The sequence below is a fragment of the Streptomyces manipurensis genome, assembly GCF_049570255.1.
In the GTDB taxonomy this organism is placed as follows: Bacteria; Actinomycetota; Actinomycetes; order Streptomycetales; family Streptomycetaceae; genus Streptomyces; species Streptomyces manipurensis.
Window position 1 is genome coordinate 1,940,310 of record NZ_CP186950.1, and the last position, 23,478, is coordinate 1,963,787.

The window sequence follows — 23,478 nt, forward strand, 5'->3', positions numbered from 1 at the left end:
CCGTGGCCCCCGTCCCGCGCAGCGCCGCCCTCGACGCCCTCCCCGTACGGGAGGCCGTGCCCGCCCTCGTCTCCGCGCTCGACGCGCACGGCACCGCCGTGCTGTGCGCCCCGCCGGGCACCGGCAAGACCACCCTGGTACCGCTGGTCCTCGCGGGGCTGGTCGGGGGCGGTGCGCCCCGCCGGGTGGTGGTGGCCGAACCGCGGCGGATCGCGGCCCGCGCCGCGGCGCGCCGGATGGCCTGGCTGCTGGGCGAGGGCGTGGGCGGTTCGGTGGGCTTCACGGTCCGCGGCGAGCGGTTCGTGGGACCGGACACCGTCGTGGAGGTGGTGACCACCGGCGTGCTGCTCCAGCGGCTCCAGCGCGACCAGGAGCTGGCCGGGGTGGACGTGGTGGTCCTGGACGAGTGCCACGAGCGGCACCTGGACGCCGACACCGTCGCCGCGTTCCTGCTGGACGTGCGCGCGGCCCTGCGGCCGGAGCTGCGGCTGGTGGCGGCCTCGGCGACCACCGACGCGGCGGGCTGGGCCCGGCTGCTGGGGGACGCCCCGGTGGTCGAGGCGGCCGGGGTGGCGCACCCGGTGGAGACGGTCTGGGCGCCGCCGGCCCGGCCGGTGCGGCCGCCGCACGGGATGCGGGTGGATCCGGCACAGCTCGCGCACGTGGCCTCGGTGGTGCGCCGGGCGCTGGCGGAGCGTTCCGGGGACGTGCTGTGCTTCCTGCCCGGCGTGGGCGAGATCGCCCGGGTCGCCGGACAGCTGGCCGGGGTGGACGCGGAGGTGCTCCAGGTCCACGGCCGGGCCCCGGCGGCCGTCCAGGACGCGGCGCTGACTCCCGCCGGCCACCGCCGGGTGATCCTGTCGACCGCGGTCGCGGAGTCGAGCCTGACGGTGCCGGGCGTACGGGTGGTCGTGGACTCGGGCCTTGCCCGCGAGCCGCGGGTGGACCACGCCCGCGGCCTGGGCGCGCTGGCGACCGTACGGGCGTCCCGTGCGGCCGGGCGGCAGCGCGCGGGCCGCGCCGGGCGCGAGGCCCCCGGGGTGGTGTACCGCTGCTGGACGGAGGCGGAGGACGGCCGCCTGCCCGCGTTCCCCGCGCCGGAGATCCGGATCGCGGACCTGGCGCAGTTCGCCCTGCAAGCCGCCTGCTGGGGGGATCCGGACGCCTCCGGCCTGGCCCTGCTGGACCGGCCGCCGGCCGGGGCGATGGCCGCGGCGCGCGAGGTCCTCGGCGCGGTCGGCGCGGTGGACGGCGCGGGCCGGGCGACGCCCCGGGGGACGCGGATGGCCGGGCTCGGGCTGCACCCGCGGCTGGCGCGGGCCCTGCTGGACGGTGCGGCGGCGCTCGGCGCCCGCCGGGCGGCGGAGCTGGTGGCGCTGCTGAGCGAGGAGCCGCCGCGCGAGTACGGGGACGACCTGGCGGCGGCGTGGCGGCGGGCCCGCACGGCCGGCGACGGCTACCAGGCCCGCTGGCGTACGGAGTCCCGCCGCCTGGAACGCGCGGCGGGGGCGGGCGCCGGCGCCGCGGCCGGTACGGGTGCGGGCGGCGGGGAGCCCGGTGCGGCGGGCCCGGGTGGCGGCGGGGCCGGGAGCGACGACGGGGTCAGGAGTGACGACGGGGCCGCCGGGCTGGTCGCGGCGCTGGCGTTCCCCGAGCGGGTGGCCCGGGCCCGGGGCGAGGGCGCCTTCCTGATGGCCTCCGGCACCGGGGCCGAGCTGGGCGAGGGCTCCGGGCTGCGGCGGGCGCCCTGGCTGGCCGTGGCCGTCGCCGACCGGAGCCCGCACGCGGCGTCGGCGCGGATCCGGCTGGGCGCCGTCGTGGACGAGGACACCGCCCGCGCGGCCGCGGGGCACCTTTTCTCCGCGGGTGAGGAGGTCCGTTGGGAGGCCGGGGACCTCGTCGCCCGCGCCGTCGAACGCCTCGGCGCGATCGAGCTCGCGGCGCGCCCGCTGCGCGAGCCCGAGTCGGCGCTCGTCCGGGCGGCCCTGCTCGACGGGCTGCGCTCCGAGGGGCTCGGGCTGCTGCGCTGGTCGGCGGACGCGCGGACGCTGCGGGCCCGGCTGGGATTCCTGCACCGGACGCTCGGCGGCGCCTGGCCCGACGTGGCGGACGACGCGGCTCTGGTGGAGCGGGCCGACGACTGGCTGGAGCCCGAGCTGTCCCGGGCCCGCCGCCGCGCGGACCTCGGCCGGATCGACGCCGGGCAGGCCCTGAACCGGCTGCTGCCGTGGTCCACCGGCGAGGCGGCCCGGCTCGACGAGCTGGCGCCCGAGCGGATCGAGGTGCCGAGCGGTTCGAGGATCCGCGTGGACTACACGGACGGGCAGCCGGTGCTGGCGGTCAAGCTCCAGGAGCTGTTCGGGCTGGCCGAGACGCCCCGGGTGGCGGGGGTCCCCGTCCTCGTCCACCTGTTGTCCCCGGCGGGGCGCCCGGCGGCCGTCACCGCCGACCTGGCCTCCTTCTGGCAGGGCGGCTACCGCGCCGTCCGGGCCGAGCTGCGCGGCCGCTACCCCAAGCACCCCTGGCCCGAGGATCCGGCCACCGCCCTGCCCACGCGGCACACCAACGCCCGCCTGCAGCGCGGCGGCTGACGCCCTCGGGGCGACGGTCTAGGACCCGTCCGGCCGCCCTGCCCGGCCGCGGCGGCCTCGGGCCTCCAGCCAGAGTGCCAGCGCGAGGAGCAGGAGCCCGCCGGTGCCCAGGCCCGCGGGGGCGTAGGTGTGCAGGGCGAGGACCTTCGCCCGGTTCGCCTTGACCAGGGCGACCGTGTGCTCGGAGTAGTCCTCGCGCATCGTCACGTGCCCGGCGAAGGCGGTGAGCCTGCCGTCGGGCCCGCCGGCCGCGATGCCGCCGCGCATCTCCTGCTGGATGTCCTGCTCGGCGTTGACGGGCGCGCCGGTCACCGGGTCGACCCAGAACCGCGCCGTGGTCGTGTACCAGAGGGTGGTGCCGGTGGCCGCCTCGATGGTCGCCGGGTCGATGCCCTCGATCGGCATCTTCTTCGGCATGGGCACCTTGGTCCAGGGGACGGTCTGCTCGAAGTAGTAGACGTCCATGCCCTTGAAGCGGCGGGGTCCGACGTAGTGGATGGGCGAGGAGGTGCGGGTCTGCGCGTCGAAGTAGAGGTAGTCGCGCGGCTCGGTGAAGAAGGGCCACTTGAACTCGATGCCCTGGCGCTCGACCGGGTCCCCGTCGACCATCTCGCCGGTGGCGTGCACCGGTTCCTGGGTGTGCGCGTCGAAGATGTAGCGCTCGGGGATCTGGGAGACCATCTTGCCGTCCGGACCGATGATGTGGGACAGGGTGTCCCAGACCACGACGTCCTTGCCGGCGCTCGCCTCGATCTCCTTCGACGCCTCCACGTTGCCCTTGAGGGTCTGGACGATGGTGACCTTGTCGACCTTCTTGGGCTGCATGCCGCCGGTGTAGTCGAGGAGGGTCGCGTCCCGGGCCTCCAGGACCACTTCCTGGTACTGGTTCGCCGGGATCTTCGCCAGGCGCGGGTACGCGTACCAGCGCAGCAGCGGCGCGAGGGCCGCGCAGAACACGGCGAGGGCCAGCAGGACGAGGCTCGCTCTGCGACGCACGGCGGGCCCTCCTCTACTGTCCGGGCGCGGGGGGCGCGGTGGTGAGCAGGGGCTTGGGCGAGGTCTCGCCCTCGGGCACCCCGAACGCCGTGACGGCGAACACGAGGGCCAGCGCGGCCACGAGGCCGATCGCGGCGGCGGCGAATGCGCGCATGCCGGGGCTCCGGAATCTGATGAGGCGTCAGGGGAGGGGCACCGTAGCAACGGACGGGCGAGATGAGAACCGTCCGGGCGGTGGCCCGGGGCGGGACCCGGAACGCCGAGGAGCCGTCCGCCCCGGCGAGGGGGCGGACGGCTCCTGGGTCACGGCCGGCCGGTGCGGCCGGGGCCCGTCAGGGGGCCGCCGGTGACGTCGAGGGCCGCGGCGTCGATGACGCTGCCGGTGCCGGTGCCGGCGCGGTGGCGGCCGGCGTGGGGGCGGGCTGCGACGACGGGGTGACGGCCGGACTGGGCGTGGCCTTGGGCGTGGACGTGGGGGTCGGCGTGGGGGTGGGGGTCGGCGTGGGGGTGGGGGTGGGGGTGGGGGTCGGCTTCGGTGTGGGGGTGGGGGTGGGGGTGGGGGTCGGCTTCGGTGTGGGGGTGGGGGTGGGGGTCGGCTTCGGCGTGGGGGTGGGAGTGGGGGTCGGCTTCGGCGTCGGGTCGGGCGTCGGCGTGGGAGTCGGGGTGGGAGTCGGGGTGGGCGTCGGGGTGGGTGTGGGGCTCGGCGTGGGAGTCGGTGTCGGTTTCGGCGTCGCGGGGGTGTCCGGGCCGGCGCCCGCACCGTCCGGGACCTCGTGCGCGCCCTTGAGGTAGTACGCGAACCACGACCGGACCGTCCGCAGGTACTCCGTGGAGCGGTTGTAGGAGAGCACGGCCCGGTCCAGGTCCGCCTCCACCCTCAGGTCGCGGTTGCCCGCGCACAGGTAGCGGCCGGCCGCGAGGGCCGCGTCGTGGATGTTGTTCGGGTTGCGGCGCCCGTCGCCGTCCGCGTCCTGGCCCCAGGCCGCCCAGGTGGAGGGGATGAACTGCATCGGCCCGACCGCCCGGTCGTACCGCGCGTCGCCGTCGTAGGCGCCGCCGTCGGTGTCGCGGATGTTCGCGAAGCCGTTGCCGTCGAGCACCGGGCCCAGGATCGGCCGCAGGGAGGTCCCGGCGGCGTCCACCTGCCCGCCGCGCGCCTGCCCGGACTCCACCTTGCCGATCGCCGCCAGGAGTTGCCAGCGCAGACCGCAGCCGGGGTCGGTGCGCCCCACCGTCTGCTCGGCCCGCCGGTACGCCGCGAGCACGCTCGCCGGTATCCCCTGCGCCGCCCCGCCCACGGCGACCACCGTCGCCGGCGCTCCCCCCTGCGGCGCGGCGGGCGCCGCGGCCTCCGGCGGTGCCGCCGCCGGGGCCTCCGGACCGGCCGGCGGCGGGAGTTCGGTGAAGTAGGCGGTGTCGCCGCCGCTCGGGTCCGCCGGAGGGGGCGGCTGCTCCCCGGCCGCCCCGGCCGCCGCTGCCGGCGCCTGACCGGCGGCCGACGGGCCGCGCGAACCGGTCAGCGCGGCGACCGTGAGAGCACAGACCAGGGCGGCTGTCGCACCCCGGTACAGCCTGCGTCCGCCTGTGATGGACGACATGAGCCGGACCCCTCCCCCTCGACGTCCGCGTGACCCTACGTCAACTGCCCCGAGAGGACACGGGTGGTGCGCGGGAATTCACCACATCCCCACGTCCGTGTACAGGTCACGCATACTGTCGGGACCCTTCGGCCGCATTGGCCCGAAGTAGGCAACGACCACGGGAACGTCCAGGAGAGGTGCCATGCCCTTCACTCTCAGCCACGCGGCCGCCGTACTGCCGGCCCTGCGCCGGACGGGACGTGCGCGGGGCCCGCTCGTGGCGTCCGCTCTCGTCCTGGGGTCCTTCGCCCCCGACACCTTCTACTTCACGGACGCCGTCGTGGAAGGCGTCATGGCCTACGGGGCCTTCACGCATTCGCTGCCCGGGGTGCTCACCCTGGACGCCGTGCTCACCGCCGTGCTCGTCGGCTGCTGGCTGCTGCTGCGGGAACCGCTGACCGCCCTCCTGCCGCGCCCCGCGCAGGGCAGGGTGCACGCCTTCGTACGCGGTGAGGAGTGGCGGGCGCACCGCCGGCTGCCGGCGCTCGCCGCCTGGTTCTACGTCTCCGCCGTCATCGGCTCGCTCACGCACGTGGTGTGGGACAGCTTCACGCACCTGGACCGGTGGGGGACGAACGCGATGCCGTGGCTCGGCGAGCCGGTCGCCTTCGGCTTCCCGGCCTACACCTTCCTGCAGTACGGCAGTTCGGCGGTCGCGGCCTGCGTCCTGCTCTGGTTCACGGTGACCGGGCTGCGCCGCACCCCCGCCGCCGCCGTCCCGGCGGGCGTCCCCGTGCTCGGCCGCCGGGAGGTCGCCGCCGCGCTCACCCTGATCGCGCTGTGCGTGGCCACTGGGGTCACCGTCCGCGTGATCCGCTTCTTCACCTTCTTCGACCGGATCCGCACCCCCCTCGACATCATCCCGACCGTCTGTTTCGGGGCGGGCGGCGGACTGGCCGTGGGCCTGCTGCTGTACGGGGCGCTCGTACGGCTGCGCCACCGCGGCGGCTCCGGCCGGCGTCCGGCCGACGAGGAGACGCGGACGCCCGTCCCCACCGCCTGAGCGGGGACGGGCGTCGGCCGCCGTGCGTCACGGCGGTCAGTGCGCGGCGGACTCCCAGTCCGCGCCGACACCGACGGACACGTCGAGCGGGGCGCGCAGCTCGACCGCGGCACCCATCTCGCGGCGCACCAGCTCCTCGACCTGCGCGCGCTCGCCGGGGGCGATCTCCAGCACGATTTCGTCGTGGACCTGGAGCAGCATCCGCGAGCGCAGGCCGGCCTCGGTGATCGCCTTGTCCACCCGCAGCATCGCGACCTTCACGATGTCGGCGGCGGTGCCCTGGATCGGGGCGTTGAGGGCCATCCGCTCGGCGGCCTCGCGGCGCTGGCGGTTGTCGCTGTTGAGGTCGGGCAGGTAGCGGCGGCGGCCGAAGACCGTCGCCGTGTACCCGGTGGCCCGGGCCTCGTCCACGACGCGCTGGAGGTAGTCGCGGACCCCGCCGAAGCGCTCGAAGAAGGTCTCCATCAGGCCGCGCGCCTCGGCGGGCTCGATGTTCAGCTGCTGGGAGAGACCGAACGCGGACAGCCCGTAGGCCAGCCCGTAGGACATGGCCTTGATCTTGCGGCGCATCTCGGCGTCGACCTGGTCGCGCTCCACGCCGAAGACCTGTGAGGCGACGGTGGTGTGCAGGTCCTCGCCGGAGGCGAACGCCTCGATCAGGCCCTCGTCCTCGGAGAGGTGGGCCATCACGCGCAGCTCGATCTGGCTGTAGTCGGCCGTCATCAGCGACTCGAAGCCCTCGCCGACGACGAAGCCGCGGCGGATGGCCCGGCCCTCGTCGGTGCGCACGGGCACGTTCTGGAGGTTCGGGTCGGTGGAGGACAGCCGGCCGGTCGCGGCGACGGTCTGGCTGAAGCTGGTGTGCACCCGGCCGTCGGCGGCGATGGTCTTCACCAGGCCCTCGACGGTGACGCGCAGCTTGGCCTGCTCCCGGTGCCGGAGCATGATCACCGGGAGTTCGTGGTCGGTCTGCGTGGCCAGCCAGGCCAGCGCGTCGGCGTCCGTGGTGTAACCGGTCTTGGTCTTCTTGGTCTTCGGCAGGTCCAGCTCGCCGAAGAAGACCTCCTGGAGCTGCTTGGGCGAGCCGAGGTTGAACTCGTGGCCGACCGCCGCGTGCGCCTCCTTGACCGCCTGCTGCACGGCCCCGGCGAACTGCAGCTCCATGGCCTCCAGGTGGTCGCGGTCGGCGGCGATGCCGGCGCGCTCCATCCGGGCGAGCAGCTCGGAGGTCGGCAGCTCCATGTCGTGGAGCAGCTCCGCGGCGCCCACCTCGGTGAGCTTGCCGGAGAAGGCGTCGCCGAGGTCCAGGACGGCGCGGGCCTGCGCCATCAGCGCCTCCGCCTCGGCCGTCTCGTCGGCGCCGAAGGCCAGCTGCCCGTCGGCGGCGGCCGGGGCCAGCTCACGGTGCAGGTACTCGGTGGACAGGGCGTCCAGCGCGAAGGAACGCCGGCCCGGCTTGACCAGGTAGGCGGCGAGCGCGGTGTCCATGGTGACGCCGGCGAGGCTCCAGCCGTGCTCGGGGAAGACCCGCATCAGGCCCTTGGCGTTGTGCACGGTCTTGGGGCGGGCCGCGTCGGCGGCCCAGGCCGCGAAGGCCTGCTCGTCGCTCTCGTCCAGCTCGGCCGGGCTGAACCAGGCGGCGGCTCCCCCGGCGGCGGCCAGCGCGACCTCGGCGACGTTGCCCTGGCCCAGGGCCCAGCTGTCGACGGTCGCGATGCCCAGCGGCCCGCCCGCGTGGCTCTCCAGCCACGGCGCGAGCTCGCCCGTGCCCAGCACGGACGCGTCGAGCTCCACGCCGGCGGCGGGCGCCGGGGCGGCCTCCTGCTCGGCGGCGCCCGGGTCCACGGCCAGCAGCCGCTCGCGCAGCGACGGGTTGCGGATCTCCAGCACGTCCAGCACACCCGTCACCGCGGACCGGTCGTACGGCAGCCGGCCCAGGTCGGCGGCGCCCTTGGGCAGCTCCACGTCCTTGACCATCTCGGTCAGGACCCGGTTGAGCTTGACGGCCTCCAGGTGGTCGCGGAAGTTCTGCCCGGCCTTGCCCTTGACCTCCTCGGCGCGCTCCACGAGCTCCGCGAACGACCCGAACTGGGTGATCCACTTGGCGGCGGTCTTCTCACCGACGCCCGGGATGCCCGGCAGGTTGTCCGACGGGTCGCCGCGCAGCGCCGCGAAGTCCGGGTACTGCTGCGGGGTGAGGCCGTACTTCTCCTCGACCTTCTCCGGGGTGAAGCGGGTCAGCTCCGAGACGCCCTTGGTCGGGTACAGCACGGTGGTGTGCTCGGAGACGAGCTGGAAGGAGTCACGGTCGCCGGTGACGATCAGCACCTCGAAGCCCAGCGCCTCCGCCTGGGTCGCCAGCGTGGCGATCACGTCGTCGGCCTCGAAGCCGTCGACCGCGAAGCGCGGGACCTTCATGGCGTCCAGGAGCTCGCCGATCAGCTCGACCTGCCCCTTGAACTCGTCGGGGGTCTTGGAGCGGTTCGCCTTGTACTCGGGGAACTCCGTCGACCGCCACGTCTTGCGGGAGACGTCGAACGCCACCGCGAAGTGCGTGGGCGCCTCGTCGCGCAGCGTGTTCGCCAGCATCGACGCGAAGCCGTAGATGGCATTGGTCGGCTGGCCCGTCGCGGTCGTGAAGTTCTCCGCGGGCAGCGCGAAGAACGCCCGGTACGCCAGGGAGTGCCCGTCCATGAGCATCAGGCGGGGGCGGTCCGCTGCGGTCGTCTGGTCCGTCTTCTTCGATGCTGAATCTGCCACGCCCCCGATCCTAGGCGCCCCCGCCGACAATCCCGGCCCGCCGCCTCCCCCCGCCGCCCCACCCGGCGCACCCGCCCCGGCGGCCGCCCCCGGCGCACCCGCCCGGGCCGCGACGAGCACCCGACCGCCCTCCCCTGTTCCCGTGGTCCGTGCAAGGATCGAAGCACGCGGCCACCCGTGCTGCACACGTACGTACGCTCGAAGGGGAGCGCGATGGCGACCAAGCCGCCCACAGGTGATCCGGTCCAGGACGCACCGCAGGTCACACCGCCCAAGCACGCGGCGGCCGGCCTCCCGGCGATCGGCCACACCCTGCGGATCGCCCAGGAGCAGATGGGCCTGGCCCGCACCGCCCGCACCCTCCTCAAGGTCAACCAGAAGGACGGCTTCGACTGCCCCGGCTGCGCCTGGCCCGAGGGCGACAAGCGGCACACCGCCGAATTCTGCGAGAACGGCGCCAAGGCCGTCGCCGAGGAAGCCACGCTGCGCCGGGTCACCCCCGCGTTCTTCGCCGAACACCCCCTGGCCGACCTCGCCACCCGCTCCGGCTACTGGCTGGGCCAGCAGGGCCGCATCACCCGGCCGATGTACCTGCCCGAGGGCGGCGACCGCTACGAGGCCGTGTCCTGGGAGCGCGCCTTCGCGATCATCGCCGAGGAGCTGACCGCGCTCGGCTCCCCCGACGAGGCCCTCTTCTACACCTCCGGCCGCACCAGCAACGAGGCCGCGTTCCTCTTCCAGCTCTTCGCCCGCGAGTACGGCACGAACAACCTGCCGGACTGCTCCAACATGTGCCACGAGTCCTCCGGCTCGGCCCTGACCGAGACCATCGGCATAGGCAAGGGCAGCGTCTCCCTCGAAGACCTCCACCAGGCCGACCTGATCATCGTGGCCGGGCAGAACCCGGGCACCAACCACCCGCGCATGCTCTCCGCCCTGGAGAAGGCCAAGACGGCCGGCGCGAAGATCATCTCGGTGAACCCGCTGCCCGAAGCCGGCATGGAGCGCTTCAAGAACCCGCAGACCCCCCTCGGCATGCTGCGCGGCACCGCCCTCAACGACCTCTTCCTGCAGATCCGCATCGGCGGCGACCAGGCCCTCTTCCGCCTCCTCAACAAGCTCGTCATCGAGACCGAGGGCGCCGTAGACCAGGACTTCGTGCGCGAGCACACCCACGGCTACGAGGACCTCGCCGCCGCCGCGAAGGAGGCCGACTGGGAGGAGACGCTCACCGCCACCGGCCTCACCCGGCCCGAGATCGAACGCGCCCTCGCCATGATCCTCGCCTCGCGGCGCACCATCGTCTGCTGGGCCATGGGCCTCACCCAGCACAAGCACGCCGTCGCCACCATCCGCGAGGTCGTCAACCTCCTCCTGCTGCGCGGGAACATCGGCCGCCCCGGCGCCGGCGTCTGCCCCGTCCGCGGCCACTCCAACGTGCAGGGCGACCGCACCATGGGGATCTTCGAACGCCCCGCGCCCGCCTTCCTCGACGCCCTCGACCGGGAATTCGGCATCACCTCGCCGCGCGAGCACGGCTACGACGTGGTCCGCTCCATCGAGGCCATGCGCGACGGCACCGCCAAGGTCCTCTTCGCCATGGGCGGCAACTTCGTCGGCGCCACCCCCGACACCGAGGTCACCGAGGCCGCGATCCGCCGCACCCGCCTCACCGTCCACGTGTCCACCAAACTCAACCGCTCCCACGCCGTCACCGGCAGGCGCGCCCTGATCCTGCCCACGCTCGGCCGCACCGACAAGGACGTACAGGCCTCCGGCAGGCAGTTCGTCACCGTCGAGGACTCCATGGGCATGGTCCACGCCTCCCGCGGCAACCTCGCCCCCGCCTCCCCGCACCTGCTCTCCGAACCGGCGATCGTGGCCCGCCTGGCCCGCGCCGTCCTCGGCGCCGCCTCCGCCACCCCCTGGGAGGAGTTCGAGCGCGACTACTCCACCGTCCGCGACCGGATCTCCCGCGTGGTCCCCGGCTTCGAGGACTTCAACGCCCGCGCCGCCCGCCCGGAGGGCTTCCGCCTCCCCCACGCCCCCCGCGACGAACGCCGCTTCCCCACCAAGACCGGCAAGGCCAACTTCACCGCCGCGCCCGTCGAGTACCCGCGGGTCCCCCCGGGCCGCCTGCTTCTGCAGACCCTGCGCAGCCACGACCAGTACAACACCACCATCTACGGCCTCGACGACCGCTACCGCGGCATCACCGGCGGCCGCCGCGTCGTCCTGGTCAACCCCGAGGACGCCGCCGAACTCGGCCTGGCCGACGGCTCGTACACCGACCTGGTGGGCGAGTGGAAGGACGGCGTGGAACGCCGCGCCCCCGGCTTCCGCGTCGTGCACTACCCGACCGCCCGCGGCTGCGCGGCCGCGTACTACCCGGAGACCAACGTCCTGGTCCCGCTCGACTCCACCGCCGACACCAGCAATACCCCGGCCAGCAAGTCCGTCGTCGTGCGCTTCGAACCGGCCTGATAGAACGACCTTCAGGAATTGCAGGTTAACGAGCGTTGACGGACGGAGCCCGACCATGACCGAGCAGCACGCAGTGAAGTTCCCGCAGGAGGTCCTCGACGAGTACGCGGCCCTGGGCATCGACCTGCCCGCGCTGTTCTCGGCCGGCGACCTCGGCGAGCGCATGGACATCCGCATCCTGGAGGCCTCGGCCGACCGCGTCGTCGGCACCATGCCCGTCAAGGGCAACACCCAGCCGTACGGACTGCTGCACGGCGGGGCCTCCGCCGTACTGGCCGAGACCCTCGGCTCCGTCGGCGCCATGATGCACGGCGGCCTCGGCAAGATCGCCGTCGGCGTGGACCTGAACTGCACCCACCACCGGGGCGCCCGCACCGGCATCGTCACCGGCGTCGCCACCCCGGTCCACCGCGGCCGCTCGACCACCACCTTCGAGATCGTCATCACCGACGAGCAGGACAAGCGGATCTGCACCGCCCGCCTGACCTGCCTGCTGCGCGACGTCGAGCAGCCCGCCGGCGGCGCCGAGGCCCCCGCGCAGGCCTGACACCGCCGCGGGGCCGGAGCGGGGCGCCGGCGGCCGGCCACGTCACCGCGCCATCACGTCACGGCGTCACCGGCAGGCATTCGTCGAGCAGGTCGACGACGTCGCGCCAGGCCCGTCGCGCATGCCGCGGATGGTGGCCGACCCCGGGGGGCGCGGCGTGGTCGACCGGCGGGTGGTGGAAGGCGTGCAGCGCACCGCCGTACACCGTGAGGCGCCAGTCGACGCCCGCGTCCTGCATCTCGGCGGTGAACGCCTCCCGTTGCGCGGGCGGCATGATCGGGTCCTCCGAACCGACCCCGGCCCACACCGGGCAGCGGATCCGCGCGGCCTCGCCCGGCCGACCCGTGATCAGCCCGTTGACCGTCCCGATCGCACGCAGGTCGGCGCCGTCGCGACCGAGCTCCAGCGCGACGGCGCCCCCGGTGCCGTAGCCGATGGCCGCGACCCGGGCCGGGTCCGTCCGCGGTTCGGCGCGCAGCACGTCGAGCGCCGCACGGCCGACGTCCCGCATCCGGTCGGGATCGGCGAGCAGCGGCATGCACCGGGCCAGCATCTCCCCGGGATCGCCCAGATAGCGCCCGCCGTGCAGATCGAAGGCCAGTGCCACGTACCCCAGCTCCGCGAGGGCCTCGGCCCGGCGGCGTTCGACGGGGCCGAGGCCCATCCCCTCGGGGCCGATCAGGACCGCGGGCCGGCGGCCGGTACCGGCCGGGAGGGCCAGGTGCCCCGTCATCGTCAGGCCGTCGGCCGGATACTCCACCGCGCGCGTCGTCACCGTCGTCACCGTCGTCATGCGAGGGACCGTAGTGACCGTCGCGGGCGGCCGGACGGGTGTTCACCGCCGGCGGACAGCGGTCCGCGGCCGCCCCCGGGCCTCCCGCGCCGGCGTTCCCCCGGCGCCCAACCGCCCGGAATCCGCCAGTCCGCGCGCAGGGCGGTGCCCCGTGTTGTGTCACCGATGGTCACCGCCTACCGTCGCCTGCATGGGGACCCTGCCACGCACGGCCCGGTACGCCGCCCGCATCCTCCTGGCGGCGCTCGCCCTGGCCGGCTGCTCGACCTCCGCGCCACCCCCCGCGGCGGACTCCGCCGGCACTCCTTCGCCCGTCCCCTCCACCCCGGTGCAGATCTGCACGAGCCTGGTGTCCTACTGGGCGAGGGAGACCCTCCTGGGCACCCCGTGGTCGGGTCTGGACTGGGAGCAGAAGGGCCTTTCCAACGCCCAGTACGCGATCCACGAGGAAGTCGTCGCCGCAGCTCGGGGCGAGGATCTAACTGCCGGACGGGAGAAGGCACTTGAGCTGATCGACCGGCTCACCGCACAGCGGTGCACCGAACAGGGGGGCGCGACCGCCAGTTCGGAGAACTGGCGTCCGCCGACGTGACACGGGTCACCGCATTCCCGGAAGCGGTGTCCGTCTTCCGGTCAGCATCCCCGCCGGGGGCGAACCGCAGGTCGGAGGCACCGCCCCCGCCAGAACAAGATCCACACCGCCCTGGACGGCAGGCCTTGACAATCACTCTGCGTAATGGTCAACCCGGCCCGAATCCGCCTTTTCCTTTGAGAATGGCCACCCCCGGGATTCTTTCGGACACGCGCAGCCACATTCGGCTCAATTTGATCTAAGACAGGTGCATGAACCCCCCAAGCCCCTTAGTGGAACTGCTATTTCTCACGATGCGGACACGGTCAGGGGTGGAAAAGCGCCCGTTTTGTCCACACTCCCCCCGCACATTCTTGGCCTTGGCATAACAAGAGCGTCACATCCTCCTTTCCCTGCTCCCCGTGCTCGCCACCTCGGCCCTAGAGTCACGGCCAGTCACCGCGCCGCAGGGCGCGAATCAGCACGGCCGTGGACCTCTCCAGTGCGGCCCGGCGACCCAACGGCACCTCGACAGAGCGCGCCGCGCCAGGGAAAGGAAGAATCGTGCGACACCGTTCTTTGCTCATCCTCACCACCGTGATCACCACGGGAGCACTGACCCTCACCGCTTGCGGATCGCGCGACGGAGGCTCCAAGGACAACAGCGGCGGCAAGAAGACCGTCGTCGTCATCGGCGTCGACGCCCCGCTCACCGGATCCCTCTCCGCTCTCGGTCAGGGCATCAAGAACTCCGTCGACCTCGCGGCCAAGACGGCCAACAAGAACAACGAGGTCCCGGGCATCGAGTTCAAGGTCGAGGCCCTCGACGACCAGGCCGTCCCGGCCTCCGGCCAGGCCAACGCCACCAAGCTCGTCGGCAACAAGGACGTCCTCGGCGTCGTCGGCCCCCTGAACTCGGGCGTCGCCCAGCAGATGCAGGGCGTCTTCGCCTCCGCCAAGCTGGCGCAGGTCTCCCCCGCCAACACCAACCCCGCGCTCAGCCAGGGCGACAACTGGGGCAAGGGCGAGTTCAAGCGCCCCTTCGACACCTACTTCCGCACCGCCGCCACCGACGTGGTCCAGGGCAAGTTCGCCGCCCAGTACCTCTTCAAGGACGCCGGCAAGAAGAAGGTCTTCGTCGTCGACGACAAGCAGACCTACGGCGCCGGCCTCGCCGCCATCTTCTCCGAAGAGTTCAAGAAGCTCGGCGGCGAGATCGTCGGCACCGACCACGTCACCGTGAAGGAGACCGACTTCTCCTCCACCGCCGACAAGGTCAAGTCCTCCGGCGCCGACTCCGTCTACTTCGGCGGCCAGTACCCCGAGGGCGGCCTGCTCGCCGACCAGATCAAGAAGACCGGCGCCAACGTCCCGCTCATGGGCGGCGACGGCATCCAGGACCCCGCCTTCATCAGCGCCTCCGGTGAGGCCAACGAGGGCGACCTCTCCACCTCCATCGGCTACCCGGTCGAGAAGCTGGACACCGCCAAGAAGTTCATCGAGGACTACAAGGCCGAGGGCTACAAGGACCCGTACGCCGCCTACGGTGGCTACTCCTACGACGCCGGCTGGGCCGTCATCCAGGCCGTCAAGGCCGTCGCCGCCGCCAACAGCGGCAAGCTCCCCGACGACGCCCGCGCCAAGGTCGTCGAGGCCCTCGGCAAGGTCTCCTTCGAGGGCGTGACCGGCAAGGTCGCCTTCGACCAGTACGGCGACACCACCAACAAGCAGCTCACGGTCTACAAGGTCGAGGGTGGCAAGTGGGTCGACGTCAAGAGCGACACCTTCAACCAGTAAGCCCGTAGCACCCAGCACCATCCGTAACACCCGCAACACCTGAACCATCGCCGCGCGAGGGCGCAAACAGTGCCCTCGCGCGGAGTCTTATCCGACACGCTCATCGGAGGCCCTGCGGTGCACGAACTGCCGCAACAGCTGGCCAACGGCCTGGCCCTCGGTGCTCTCTATGGCCTCATCGCCATCGGGTACACCATGGTCTACGGCATCGTCCAGCTCATCAACTTCGCCCACGGCGAGATCTTCATGATCGGCGGCTTCGGCGCGCTCACCGCCTACGCCATCCTCCCGACCGGCACCACCCTGCTGATCGCGATACCCGTCATGATCGTCGGCGGCGCCATCTGCTCCGTCGCCGTGGCATGCGCAGCCGAACGCTTCGCCTACCGCCCCCTGCGCAGCGCCCCCAGGCTCGCACCCCTCATCACCGCAATCGGCCTCTCGATCGCGCTCCAGCAGCTCGTCTGGCAGTTCTACCCGGACGCCAAGAAGGCAGTCAGCTTCCCCGAGTTCACGGGCCCGGCCTTCAAGATCAGCGACAGCCTCGCCATCCAGCGCGCGGACCTCTTCGTCCTCATCCTCGCCCCCCTCTGCATGCTCGCCCTCGGCGTCTTCGTCCAGAAGAGCCGCAGCGGACGCGCCATGCAGGCCACCGCGCAGGACCCCGACACCGCCAAGCTGATGGGCATCAACACCGACCGCATCATCGTCATGGCCTTCGCCATCGGTGCCGCGTTCGCCGCCGTCGCAGCCGTCGCCTACGGCGTCGACAAGGGCCAGATCAACTTCGAGATGGGCTTCATCCTCGGCCTCAAGGCCTTCACCGCAGCCGTCCTCGGCGGCATCGGCAACATCTACGGAGCCATGGTCGGCGGCGTGGTCCTCGGACTCGCCGAAGCCCTCTCGATCGCCTACATCGAAGAGATCCCCGGCATGCAGCAGCTCGGCGGCGGAGCCTGGTCCAACGTCTGGGCCTTCGTACTCCTCATCGTCGTCCTCCTCGTGCGGCCCCAAGGCCTGCTCGGCCAGCGCGTCACGGATCGGGCGTGAGAACCATGACCACCAACACCACCCCGCAGACGCAGACGCCCACCCAGACCGCGCAGACGACGCCCGCCCCCACCGCGCTCCTCTACGCGATCATCGGCGGCAGCCTCCTCACCATCGTCAGCGCCTTCCTCGCCTGGACGTGGACCGCCGACTTCCCCGGCGACCTCACCTTCTACGGCAGCCCCGCCGACCTCCAGTACGTCACCCTGGCCGGCGCCGCCCTCACCCTCGTCCACGCGCTCGCCGCACTGGGCGTCAAGGGCTTCACCTGGCTCACCCCCGCCGGCTCCCGCAAGGCCGTCTGGTTCCTCGCCCTCGGCAACGCGGCCGCCACCTGGTTCACGGTCATCGCGATCACCGTCGTCCTCGGCGGCATCGTCAACCTCGAACCCGGCGCCTACGTCGCCCTCGTCGGCTCCCTCGTCCCGGCCCTCGCCGCGTACAAGCTCCCCGACGACAGCCGCAAGTTCACCCCGGCCAAGAGCACGCTGCCCAACTGGGCCGAAATCCTCATCATCACCGGCGTCTTCGCCCTCGGCCTCTTCGTCGTCACCTTCGGCATCGACACCGACGACAAGGAACCGCAGCTCTTCGTCGCCTACCTGATCACCGTCGGCCTCGCGGCCCTCGCACTCAACAAGTCGGGCCTCCTCGCCCGCTTCTCGGTGCTCACCGCGAAGAACCGCCAGGTCACCCTCCTCGGCACCGCGGCCGCCGCGATCGCCTTCCCGTTCATCCAGCAGAGCGGCGACACCTACACGCTGATCGCGGTCAACATCCTGATCTTCGCGACCGTCGCCCTCGGCCTGAACATCGTCGTCGGCCTCGCCGGCCTCCTCGACCTCGGATACGTCGCCTTCCTCGGCGTCGGCGCCTACGCCGCCGCCCTGGTCTCCGGCAGCACCGCCTCCGCCTTCGGCATCCACCTCCCCTTCTGGGCGGCGGTCATCGTCGGCGCCATCGTCTCCCTCGTCTTCGGCGTGGTCATCGGTGCACCGACCCTCCGCCTGCGCGGCGACTACCTCGCCATCGTCACCCTCGGCTTCGGAGAAATCTTCCGCATCGCCATGGGCAACCTCGACGGCACCTCCGGCCCCGACATCACCAACGGCCCGAACGGCATCCCGAACATCCCCCACCTCGAGATCTTCGGGTGGAACTTCGGCGAGTCCCACATCGTCGCCGGCATCGAACTCGGCGCCTACGCCAACTACTACTTCCTGATGCTGCTGGTGATGGCCCTGGTCGTCCTGGTCTTCGCCCGCGCCGGCAACAGCCGCATCGGACGCGCCTGGGTCGCCATCCGCGAGGACGAGACCGCCGCCGAAGCCATGGGCATCAACGGCTTCAAGGTCAAGCTCATCGCCTTCGCCCTCGGCGCCACCCTCGCCGGCCTCGCCGGCACCGTCCAGGCACACGTCAACACCACGGTCGTCCCCGAGAACTACGTCTTCGCCGGGCCCGTCCCGCCGAACTCCGCGTTCCTCCTCGCCGCCGTCATCCTCGGCGGCATGGGCACCATCCGCGGCCCCATCCTCGGCGCCGCACTCCTCTTCCTGATCCCGGCGAAGCTGGCCTTCCTCCAGGACTACCAGCTCCTCGCCTTCGGCATCGCCCTCATCCTGCTCATGCGCTTCCGCCCTGAAGGCCTCATCGCCAACAAGCGCGCGCAGCTCGAGTTCCACGACGACACCGCTGACCAGGCCCCCAAGGACCTGGCCACCGCCAAGGCGGGGGCGTGAACGACATGACGACCACCACGGACACCACCACCACGACCACCACGAAGACCACGGTCCTCGAAGCCAAGGGCGTCACCATGCGCTTCGGCGGCCTCACCGCCGTCAAGGGCGTCGACCTCCAGGTCAACGCGGGCGAGATCGTCGGACTCATCGGCCCCAACGGCGCCGGCAAGACCACCTTCTTCAACTGCCTCACCGGCCTGTACGTCCCCACCGAGGGCTCCGTCAGCTACAAGGGCAAGATCCTCCCGCCCAAGCCCCACCGGGTCACCGAGGCCGGCATCGCCCGCACCTTCCAGAACATCCGGCTCTTCCACAACATGACCGTGCTGGAGAACGTCCTCGTCGGACGCCACACCCGCACCAAGGAAGGCCTCTGGTCCGCCCTGCTGCGCGGCCCCGGCTTCAAGAAGGCCGAAGCCGCCAGCGAGGCACGCGCCATGGAACTCCTCGAGTTCATCGGCCTGGAGCACAAGGCCGACCACCTCGCGAAGAACCTCCCCTACGGCGAACAGCGCAAGCTGGAGATCGCCCGCGCCCTCGCCAGCGACCCCGGCCTCATCCTCCTGGACGAGCCCACCGCCGGCATGAACCCGCAGGAGACCCGCGCCGCCGAAGAGCTCATCTTCGCGATCCGGGACATGGGCATCGCCGTACTCGTCATCGAGCACGACATGCGCTTCATCTTCAACCTGTGCGACCGCGTCGCCTGTCTCGTCCAGGGCGAGAAGCTCATCGAAGGCACCGCCTCCGAAGTCCAGGGCGACGAGCGCGTCATCGCGGCCTACCTCGGCACCCCCTTCGAGGGCGAGCCGGGCGCGGCCGAGATCGCCGAGGTCGAGGCCGCCGAGGCCCACGCCGAGGCCGAGGCGAAGCCGGCCGCCGAGCCGGAGCCCGCAGCCCCGGCCGAGGCCGAGGCCGAGGCGACCCCCGAGGCGGAAGCCGCGGACGACGAGGCCCCCGCGGCCGAGCCGGACGACGCCCCCGCCGCGGACACGGACGCCGACGCCGACGCGAACAGCACCACCGGCACCACCAGCACGGAAGGAGAGGCCAAGTGACCGCACTGCTCAAGGTCGAGGACCTCAAGGTCGCCTACGGCAAGATCGAAGCCGTCAAGGGAATCTCCTTCGAGGTCAACCAGGGCGAGATCGTCTGCCTCGTCGGCACCAACGGCGCCGGCAAGACCACCACCCTGCGCACCCTCTCCGGGCTCCTGAAGCCCACCGCGGGCAGCGTCACCTTCGACGGCCAGCCCCTGGTCGGCGTCCCCGCCCACAAGATCGTCGCCCTGAAGCTGGCGCACTCCCCCGAGGGCCGCCACATCTTCCCCCGGCTGACGATCGAGGAGAACCTCCAGCTCGGCGCGTTCCTCCGCACCGACAAGGACGGCATCGAGAAGGACATCCAGCGCGCCTACGACCTCTTCCCCATCCTGGGCGAGCGTCGCAAGCAGGCCGCCGGCACCCTCTCGGGCGGTGAGCAGCAGATGCTCGCCATGGGCCGCGCGCTCATGTGCCAGCCCAAGCTCCTCATGCTGGACGAGCCCTCCATGGGTCTCTCCCCGCTGATGATGCAGAAGATCATGTCGACCATCTCCGAGCTCAAGGCCTCGGGCATGACGATCCTGCTCGTCGAGCAGAACGCCCAGGCGGCGCTCTCCCTCGCCGACCAGGCGCACGTCATGGAGATCGGCAAGATCGTCCTCTCGGGCACCGGCCAGGACCTCCTCCACAACGAGGACGTCCGCAAGGCCTACCTCGGCGAGGACTGACACCACGCGTGAGGCCCGCCTCCCCTCGGGGGGAGGCGGGCCTCACGCATGTCCCGGAGCGGCGGAGCGCCCGGAGCGGGAACTACTTCCCGCTCTCCTTCTGCTTCGCCTCGGCGTCCTCGATGACCACCTCGGCGACCTGCTGCATCGACATCCGGCGGTCCATGGAGGACTTCTGGATCCAGCGGAACGCGGCCGGCTCGGTCAGCCCGTACTGCGTCTGCAGGATGCTCTTCGCCCGGTCGACCAGCTTGCGTGTCTCCAGCCGCTGGGAGAGGTCGGCGACCTCCTTCTCCAGCGCACGCAGCTCAGCGAAGCGGGACACGGCCATCTCGATGGCCGGCACCACGTCGCTCTTGCTGAACGGCTTCACGAGGTACGCCATGGCGCCGGCGTCACGCGCCCGCTCGACGAGGTCGCGCTGCGAGAACGCCGTCAGCATCAGGACCGGGGCGATGGACTCCTGCGCGATCTTCTCGGCGGCGGAGATCCCGTCCAGAACGGGCATCTTCACGTCGAGGATGACCAGGTCGGGGCGGTGCTCACGGGCCAGCTCCACGGCCGTCTGCCCGTCGCCGGCCTCGCCGACCACGGTGTAGCCCTCCTCCTCGAGCATCTCTTTCAGGTCGAGACGGATGAGCGCCTCGTCCTCGGCGATGACGACCCGGGTCGTCAGCGGCGGAACGTGCGACTGGTCGGCGTCGGGCGTGGGCGTCGACTCGTGCTCGGCGGTCACGGGGGGCTCCTTTGGCGGGGCTCTGCTGCTCAGGATGAGCCTACCTAGCTGCAGTACGTGATGGTCACCCGGTACACTCCGACCAGCGACCTAGCCGGGTTGGCGGAATGGCAGACGCTGATGTCTCAAACACATCTGTCCGAAAGGACGTGCGGGTTCGAATCCCGCACCCGGTACTTGTCCGAAAAGCGGACGTTCACCTTCGCGTGAACGTCCGCTTTTCGCTACTCACAGCCACGCATGCACACGCACAGTTGCTGCATGAAGTTGCATAGCGTTGAGATACGACGAACGGCCCTTTCGCTGCTGCGCGGTGGCGCGAGAAACTCCGACGTCTCACGTCAGCTCGGTGTCCCCGTGGGCACCGTGAGCTACTGGAAGCACATGGACAGGGCCAAGCGGGGCGAGTGCCCCGGGACGCACGATCCGGCTTGCCCACGGTGCGACGGGAGGGCACTGGACGAGCAGGCCTACTCATACCTGCTCGGCCTCTACCTCGGCGACGGCCACATAAGCCACTACTCGGGGCACCGGGTCCCCAACCTCATGATCACCTGCGACGATCGCTGGCCCGGCCTCATGGAATGCGCCGAACAGGCCGTGCGGCGCACCTTCCCGCAAAACCAAGTCTGCCGCGTGCGCAAAATCGGCTGCCACAACATCAAGGTGTACTCGAAGCACCTGGAATGCCTGTTCCCGCAGCACGGGCCCGGGAAGAAGCACGAGCGGCGGATCGTCCTCGAGAACTGGCAGCAGGAGATCGTCGACACCCACCCGTGGGCGTTCGTCCGTGGGCTGATCCACTCCGACGGGTGCCGGGTCACCAACTGGACCGTCCGCAACGGCAAGCGCTACGAGTACCCGCGGTACTTCTTCACCAACAAGTCCGACGACATCCGCAGGCTCTGCACCGACACGCTCACCGCGCTCGGCGTCGAGTGGACGGTCCTGGCCCGTGGCAGCGACCCCTTGAACGTCTCCATCGCCCGAAAGGACTCCGTCGCCCTCATGGACGCCCACATCGGGCCGAAGTACTAGGCGCTGTCCGGCAGATCATGCTTCAGGGGCTGTGGGCCGGAGGTCGTAGAGGTAGGAGCGGTCGTTCTTGAAGCTGCGCCACACGGTGGCCGGGGGTTCGGGTTCGTCACCGGGGCTGTCGAGGGGATGCGCGGTGACGAGCCCGTCAGCGATTTCGCAGTGCCAGCCGTCGGTCGGCGACCAGACGCACGACACGTTTCCGTCCGTTCGGCGATAGGCGGGGCGGCCGTTGCGCTCGCCGTCGCGCTCGAAGTGGTGGCGGAGCCCATCGAGGTGGCGCACGAAGGTGAAGGATGCGAGTGCTGTCATACCTTCGGCACTGTAGGGGACGGCGCCGCCGGCGGCTGAGGGTTCTGGGCGTGGCCAACAGGATCCCGTAGGCCGTGATCTACTGCTGGGCACAGTGCCGATCAACGAGAGGCCGGGGTCATGACCACCCACTGCTGCGAGGCGATGAGCCGCTGTCTGAGCGTGCGCTGCGAGCAGCACGACGACCCCTTCGCGTGCCCGGACGCGCTGATCGGTTTCAGTGCCAAGTTCCAGGAGTACGGGCTGATCATCCACGACGGCGGTACGTCCAGCAGGATCATCGGTTTTTGCCCCTGGTGCGGTCGGCGCCTCCCGGCATCGCGGCGGGACCGATGGTTCGACGAGCTGGAACGCCGTGGGATCGATCCGTGGGAGGACGAGGTGCCCGCTGAGTTCGAGGACGGCCGCTGGCTGGCCGCCCTGCCCCGGGACTGACGCGTCGGCTGTCTCTCGGACCGCTTCCGCTACCCGCCTCGGGGGCCCGGTTCCGGGTCGGTGGTGAGGCGGGCGTGGAGGTGTTCGTCGTGGTGGCGGCCGTCGCCGAAGAGGTGGGAGGCGCGCAGGGTGCCTTCGGGGAGGTATCCGCAGCGTAGGGCGACGCGGCAGGAGGCGTCGTTGCCGGTGGCGTGAGCGAGTTCGATGCGGCGTGCGTCGGCGGTGCGGAAGCCCCAGGTGGTGACGGCCCGGGTGGTCCGGGTGGCGAGGCCGCGTCCGCGGGCTTCGGGCAGGAACCAGTAGCCGATCATGGCCTGGCCGTCGGCCCGGTCGGTCCAGCGGAGGTTGACGGTGCCGAGCAGGGTGCCGTGGGTGGTGTCCAGGGCGGCGAAGGCGGCGCCGGCGCCGCGGTTCCAGCCGTCCTCGCGGGCTTCGAGCCAGGCCTGGGCGGTTTGGGGGTCGGCCGTCGGGAGGGGGTTCCAGAGGGCGATCGTCGGGTCGGCCGCGGCGGCGACGAGGGCGTCGAGGCGTTCCGGTCCGGCCGGTTCGCGGCCCCAGGGGTGGAGCTGCACGTCGCCGAGGTCGAGTGAGGTGCGGACGAAGGTCCGTAGGGGGGTGCTCATGGCGCTCTTCCTACGCGGCGGCCGGGCCGGTCGCCAGCCCTTTTCCGGTGGTCAGGGGAGGTCGCCGTCGCCGCCGAGGTTGGCGACGATGCGGCGCAGTACGTCGATGGTGGCCGCGTATGCGGTGTCGTCGATGCCGTTCCTGATGCGGGCGTGGACCTTGGCGTTGCGGTCGCGGGCGCGGAGGCGGCCTGCCTCGCCCGCCTCCGTCAGTGCGAGGTGGTCGGCGGTCTCGGTGATCCAGCCGCGGGCGGTGAGGTCGGCGTAGACGGCTTCGAAGTCGGTGTGCTGTTCGTCGTAGGGGGCGAGCTTGGCGGTGAGGGCGGGTCGGGTCCATCGGTTCGGGGCGCCGGCGAGGTGGTTGAGGGTCCACCAGTGGGGTTGGGTGAGGTTCTCTTCGGCGAGGGCGCTGCGCAGGCCGCCGATGACGAGGTCTGCGGCGGTGCGGCTCCAGTGGCCGATGGGCTGGGCGGCGAGCTGCTCCTGGGAGTACTGCCGGGTGGTGGTCATGGTGTGACCGTAGGACCTCAAGTGGGCTTGGGGTCAAGGGGCGGGGTCCGTGGGGTGGGGGTCCGCACCGCGCCGGGGT

Annotated in this window: 21 protein-coding genes and 1 tRNA gene; 13 read left to right on the plus strand and 9 right to left on the minus strand. The window is 71.9% G+C overall.

Going from position 1 to position 23,478, the window contains the following annotated elements; translation table 11 throughout:
• Positions 1–2: 2 nt before the first annotated feature.
• Entirely contained in the window at positions 3–2,591 is a 2,589-nt protein-coding gene (gene hrpB / locus ACPU2J_RS08930; protein WP_420081136.1) for an ATP-dependent helicase HrpB, read from the plus strand.
• A gap of 18 nt (positions 2,592–2,609) precedes the next feature.
• Here hrpB and ACPU2J_RS08935 read toward each other — a convergent pair whose 3' ends face one another.
• From ACPU2J_RS08935 to ACPU2J_RS08945, 3 genes are all read right to left on the minus strand, one after another.
• Entirely contained in the window at positions 2,610–3,587 is a 978-nt protein-coding gene (locus ACPU2J_RS08935; RefSeq protein ID WP_423833046.1) for a DUF3068 domain-containing protein, read from the minus strand.
• 13 nt (positions 3,588–3,600) lie between these two features.
• A complete protein-coding gene (locus ACPU2J_RS08940; RefSeq protein ID WP_361591930.1) occupies positions 3,601–3,741 on the minus strand; it encodes an SPW_0924 family protein in 141 nt (46 codons plus the stop codon).
• A gap of 178 nt (positions 3,742–3,919) precedes the next feature.
• A complete protein-coding gene (locus ACPU2J_RS08945) occupies positions 3,920–5,185 on the minus strand; it encodes a lytic transglycosylase domain-containing protein (protein ID WP_423833047.1) in 1,266 nt (421 codons plus the stop codon).
• Between the two features lie 184 nt (positions 5,186–5,369).
• Here ACPU2J_RS08945 and ACPU2J_RS08950 point away from each other — a divergent pair, with 184 nt between their 5' ends.
• Positions 5,370–6,230, plus strand: a complete 861-nt coding sequence (locus ACPU2J_RS08950; RefSeq protein ID WP_423833048.1) for a DUF4184 family protein — start codon at positions 5,370–5,372, stop codon at positions 6,228–6,230.
• Positions 6,231–6,266: 36 nt separating this feature from the next.
• On the opposite strand, the gene polA is transcribed toward ACPU2J_RS08950, so the two are convergent.
• A complete protein-coding gene (gene polA / locus ACPU2J_RS08955) occupies positions 6,267–8,990 on the minus strand; it encodes a DNA polymerase I (RefSeq protein ID WP_420081132.1) in 2,724 nt (907 codons plus the stop codon).
• Positions 8,991–9,203: 213 nt separating this feature from the next.
• On the opposite strand from polA, the gene ACPU2J_RS08960 reads away from it, so the two are divergent.
• The gene (locus ACPU2J_RS08960) at positions 9,204–11,474 is read left to right on the plus strand and encodes an FdhF/YdeP family oxidoreductase (RefSeq protein ID WP_423833049.1); all 2,271 of its coding nucleotides are present in this window, start codon (positions 9,204–9,206) and stop codon (positions 11,472–11,474) included.
• Positions 11,475–11,529: 55 nt separating this feature from the next.
• Positions 11,530–12,021, plus strand: a complete 492-nt coding sequence (locus ACPU2J_RS08965) for a PaaI family thioesterase (protein WP_361591940.1) — start codon at positions 11,530–11,532, stop codon at positions 12,019–12,021.
• A gap of 58 nt (positions 12,022–12,079) precedes the next feature.
• On the opposite strand, the gene ACPU2J_RS08970 is transcribed toward ACPU2J_RS08965, so the two are convergent.
• On the minus strand, positions 12,080–12,805 hold the full coding sequence (locus tag ACPU2J_RS08970; protein WP_423834939.1) for a dienelactone hydrolase family protein: 726 nt from the start codon (positions 12,803–12,805) through the stop codon (positions 12,080–12,082).
• 199 nt (positions 12,806–13,004) lie between these two features.
• Here ACPU2J_RS08970 and ACPU2J_RS08975 point away from each other — a divergent pair, with 199 nt between their 5' ends.
• The 6 genes from ACPU2J_RS08975 (at position 13,005) to ACPU2J_RS09000 (ending at position 19,748) form a co-directional block, all read left to right on the plus strand.
• Positions 13,005–13,406, plus strand: coding sequence for a hypothetical protein (locus ACPU2J_RS08975; RefSeq protein WP_420081129.1), 402 nt, complete (start codon positions 13,005–13,007; stop codon positions 13,404–13,406).
• A gap of 543 nt (positions 13,407–13,949) precedes the next feature.
• Complete coding sequence (locus ACPU2J_RS08980) at positions 13,950–15,182, plus strand: branched-chain amino acid ABC transporter substrate-binding protein (RefSeq protein ID WP_399818399.1); 1,233 nt, start codon at positions 13,950–13,952, stop codon at positions 15,180–15,182.
• A 117-nt stretch (positions 15,183–15,299) separates the two neighbouring features.
• On the plus strand, positions 15,300–16,232 hold the full coding sequence (locus ACPU2J_RS08985) for a branched-chain amino acid ABC transporter permease (RefSeq protein ID WP_365493886.1): 933 nt from the start codon (positions 15,300–15,302) through the stop codon (positions 16,230–16,232).
• Between the two features lie 5 nt (positions 16,233–16,237).
• Positions 16,238–17,974, plus strand: coding sequence for a branched-chain amino acid ABC transporter permease (locus ACPU2J_RS08990; RefSeq protein WP_420082468.1), 1,737 nt, complete (start codon positions 16,238–16,240; stop codon positions 17,972–17,974).
• 5 nt (positions 17,975–17,979) lie between these two features.
• Positions 17,980–19,035: an ABC transporter ATP-binding protein gene (locus ACPU2J_RS08995; RefSeq protein WP_423834940.1), complete on the plus strand. Its 1,056-nt coding sequence runs from the start codon at positions 17,980–17,982 to the stop codon at positions 19,033–19,035.
• Complete coding sequence (locus ACPU2J_RS09000; protein WP_389076322.1) at positions 19,032–19,748, plus strand: ABC transporter ATP-binding protein; 717 nt, start codon at positions 19,032–19,034, stop codon at positions 19,746–19,748. Before ACPU2J_RS08995 ends, ACPU2J_RS09000 begins: the two co-directional genes overlap by 4 nt.
• 82 nt (positions 19,749–19,830) lie before the next feature.
• Here ACPU2J_RS09000 and ACPU2J_RS09005 read toward each other — a convergent pair whose 3' ends face one another.
• Entirely contained in the window at positions 19,831–20,484 is a 654-nt protein-coding gene (locus ACPU2J_RS09005) for an ANTAR domain-containing response regulator (RefSeq protein WP_423833050.1), read from the minus strand.
• A 93-nt stretch (positions 20,485–20,577) separates the two neighbouring features.
• On the opposite strand from ACPU2J_RS09005, the gene ACPU2J_RS09010 reads away from it, so the two are divergent.
• Positions 20,578–20,660, plus strand: a tRNA-Leu gene (locus tag ACPU2J_RS09010).
• A gap of 85 nt (positions 20,661–20,745) precedes the next feature.
• Positions 20,746–21,522 (plus strand): helix-turn-helix domain-containing protein, encoded by a 777-nt coding sequence (locus tag ACPU2J_RS09015; RefSeq protein WP_423833051.1) that lies wholly within the window; start codon positions 20,746–20,748, stop codon positions 21,520–21,522.
• A gap of 15 nt (positions 21,523–21,537) precedes the next feature.
• Here the strand turns inward: ACPU2J_RS09015 and ACPU2J_RS09020 are convergent, their stop codons facing one another.
• Entirely contained in the window at positions 21,538–21,831 is a 294-nt protein-coding gene (locus ACPU2J_RS09020; protein ID WP_420081127.1) for a hypothetical protein, read from the minus strand.
• Positions 21,832–21,951: 120 nt separating this feature from the next.
• Between ACPU2J_RS09020 and ACPU2J_RS09025 the strand changes: the two genes are divergently transcribed.
• Positions 21,952–22,266, plus strand: a complete 315-nt coding sequence (locus ACPU2J_RS09025) for a DUF6980 family protein (RefSeq protein ID WP_420081126.1) — start codon at positions 21,952–21,954, stop codon at positions 22,264–22,266.
• 29 nt (positions 22,267–22,295) lie between these two features.
• Here the strand turns inward: ACPU2J_RS09025 and ACPU2J_RS09030 are convergent, their stop codons facing one another.
• A complete protein-coding gene (locus ACPU2J_RS09030) occupies positions 22,296–22,889 on the minus strand; it encodes a GNAT family N-acetyltransferase (protein WP_420081125.1) in 594 nt (197 codons plus the stop codon).
• 51 nt (positions 22,890–22,940) lie between these two features.
• Positions 22,941–23,399 (minus strand): MarR family transcriptional regulator, encoded by a 459-nt coding sequence (locus tag ACPU2J_RS09035; protein ID WP_420081124.1) that lies wholly within the window; start codon positions 23,397–23,399, stop codon positions 22,941–22,943.
• Positions 23,400–23,478 lie beyond the last annotated feature (79 nt).

Bases quoted from the DNA above. Each gene is read 5' to 3' on its own strand.
- ACPU2J_RS09025 (WP_420081126.1), top strand. From the start codon at position 21,952: ATGACCACCCACTGCTGCGAGGCGATGAGCCGCTGTCTGAGCGTGCGC.
- ACPU2J_RS08975 (WP_420081129.1), top strand. From the start codon at position 13,005: ATGGGGACCCTGCCACGCACGGCCCGGTACGCCGCCCGCATCCTCCTG.
- ACPU2J_RS09035 (WP_420081124.1), bottom strand. From the start codon at position 23,399: ATGACCACCACCCGGCAGTACTCCCAGGAGCAGCTCGCCGCCCAGCCC.
- ACPU2J_RS08960 (WP_423833049.1), top strand. From the start codon at position 9,204: ATGGCGACCAAGCCGCCCACAGGTGATCCGGTCCAGGACGCACCGCAG.
- ACPU2J_RS08995 (WP_423834940.1), top strand. From the start codon at position 17,980: ATGACGACCACCACGGACACCACCACCACGACCACCACGAAGACCACG.
- ACPU2J_RS08945 (WP_423833047.1), bottom strand. From the start codon at position 5,185: ATGTCGTCCATCACAGGCGGACGCAGGCTGTACCGGGGTGCGACAGCC.
- ACPU2J_RS09020 (WP_420081127.1), bottom strand. From the start codon at position 21,831: ATGACAGCACTCGCATCCTTCACCTTCGTGCGCCACCTCGATGGGCTC.
- ACPU2J_RS08965 (WP_361591940.1), top strand. From the start codon at position 11,530: ATGACCGAGCAGCACGCAGTGAAGTTCCCGCAGGAGGTCCTCGACGAG.
- ACPU2J_RS08950 (WP_423833048.1), top strand. From the start codon at position 5,370: ATGCCCTTCACTCTCAGCCACGCGGCCGCCGTACTGCCGGCCCTGCGC.
- ACPU2J_RS09015 (WP_423833051.1), top strand. From the start codon at position 20,746: ATGAAGTTGCATAGCGTTGAGATACGACGAACGGCCCTTTCGCTGCTG.
- ACPU2J_RS08990 (WP_420082468.1), top strand. From the start codon at position 16,238: ATGACCACCAACACCACCCCGCAGACGCAGACGCCCACCCAGACCGCG.
- ACPU2J_RS08940 (WP_361591930.1), bottom strand. From the start codon at position 3,741: ATGCGCGCATTCGCCGCCGCCGCGATCGGCCTCGTGGCCGCGCTGGCC.
- ACPU2J_RS09030 (WP_420081125.1), bottom strand. From the start codon at position 22,889: ATGAGCACCCCCCTACGGACCTTCGTCCGCACCTCACTCGACCTCGGC.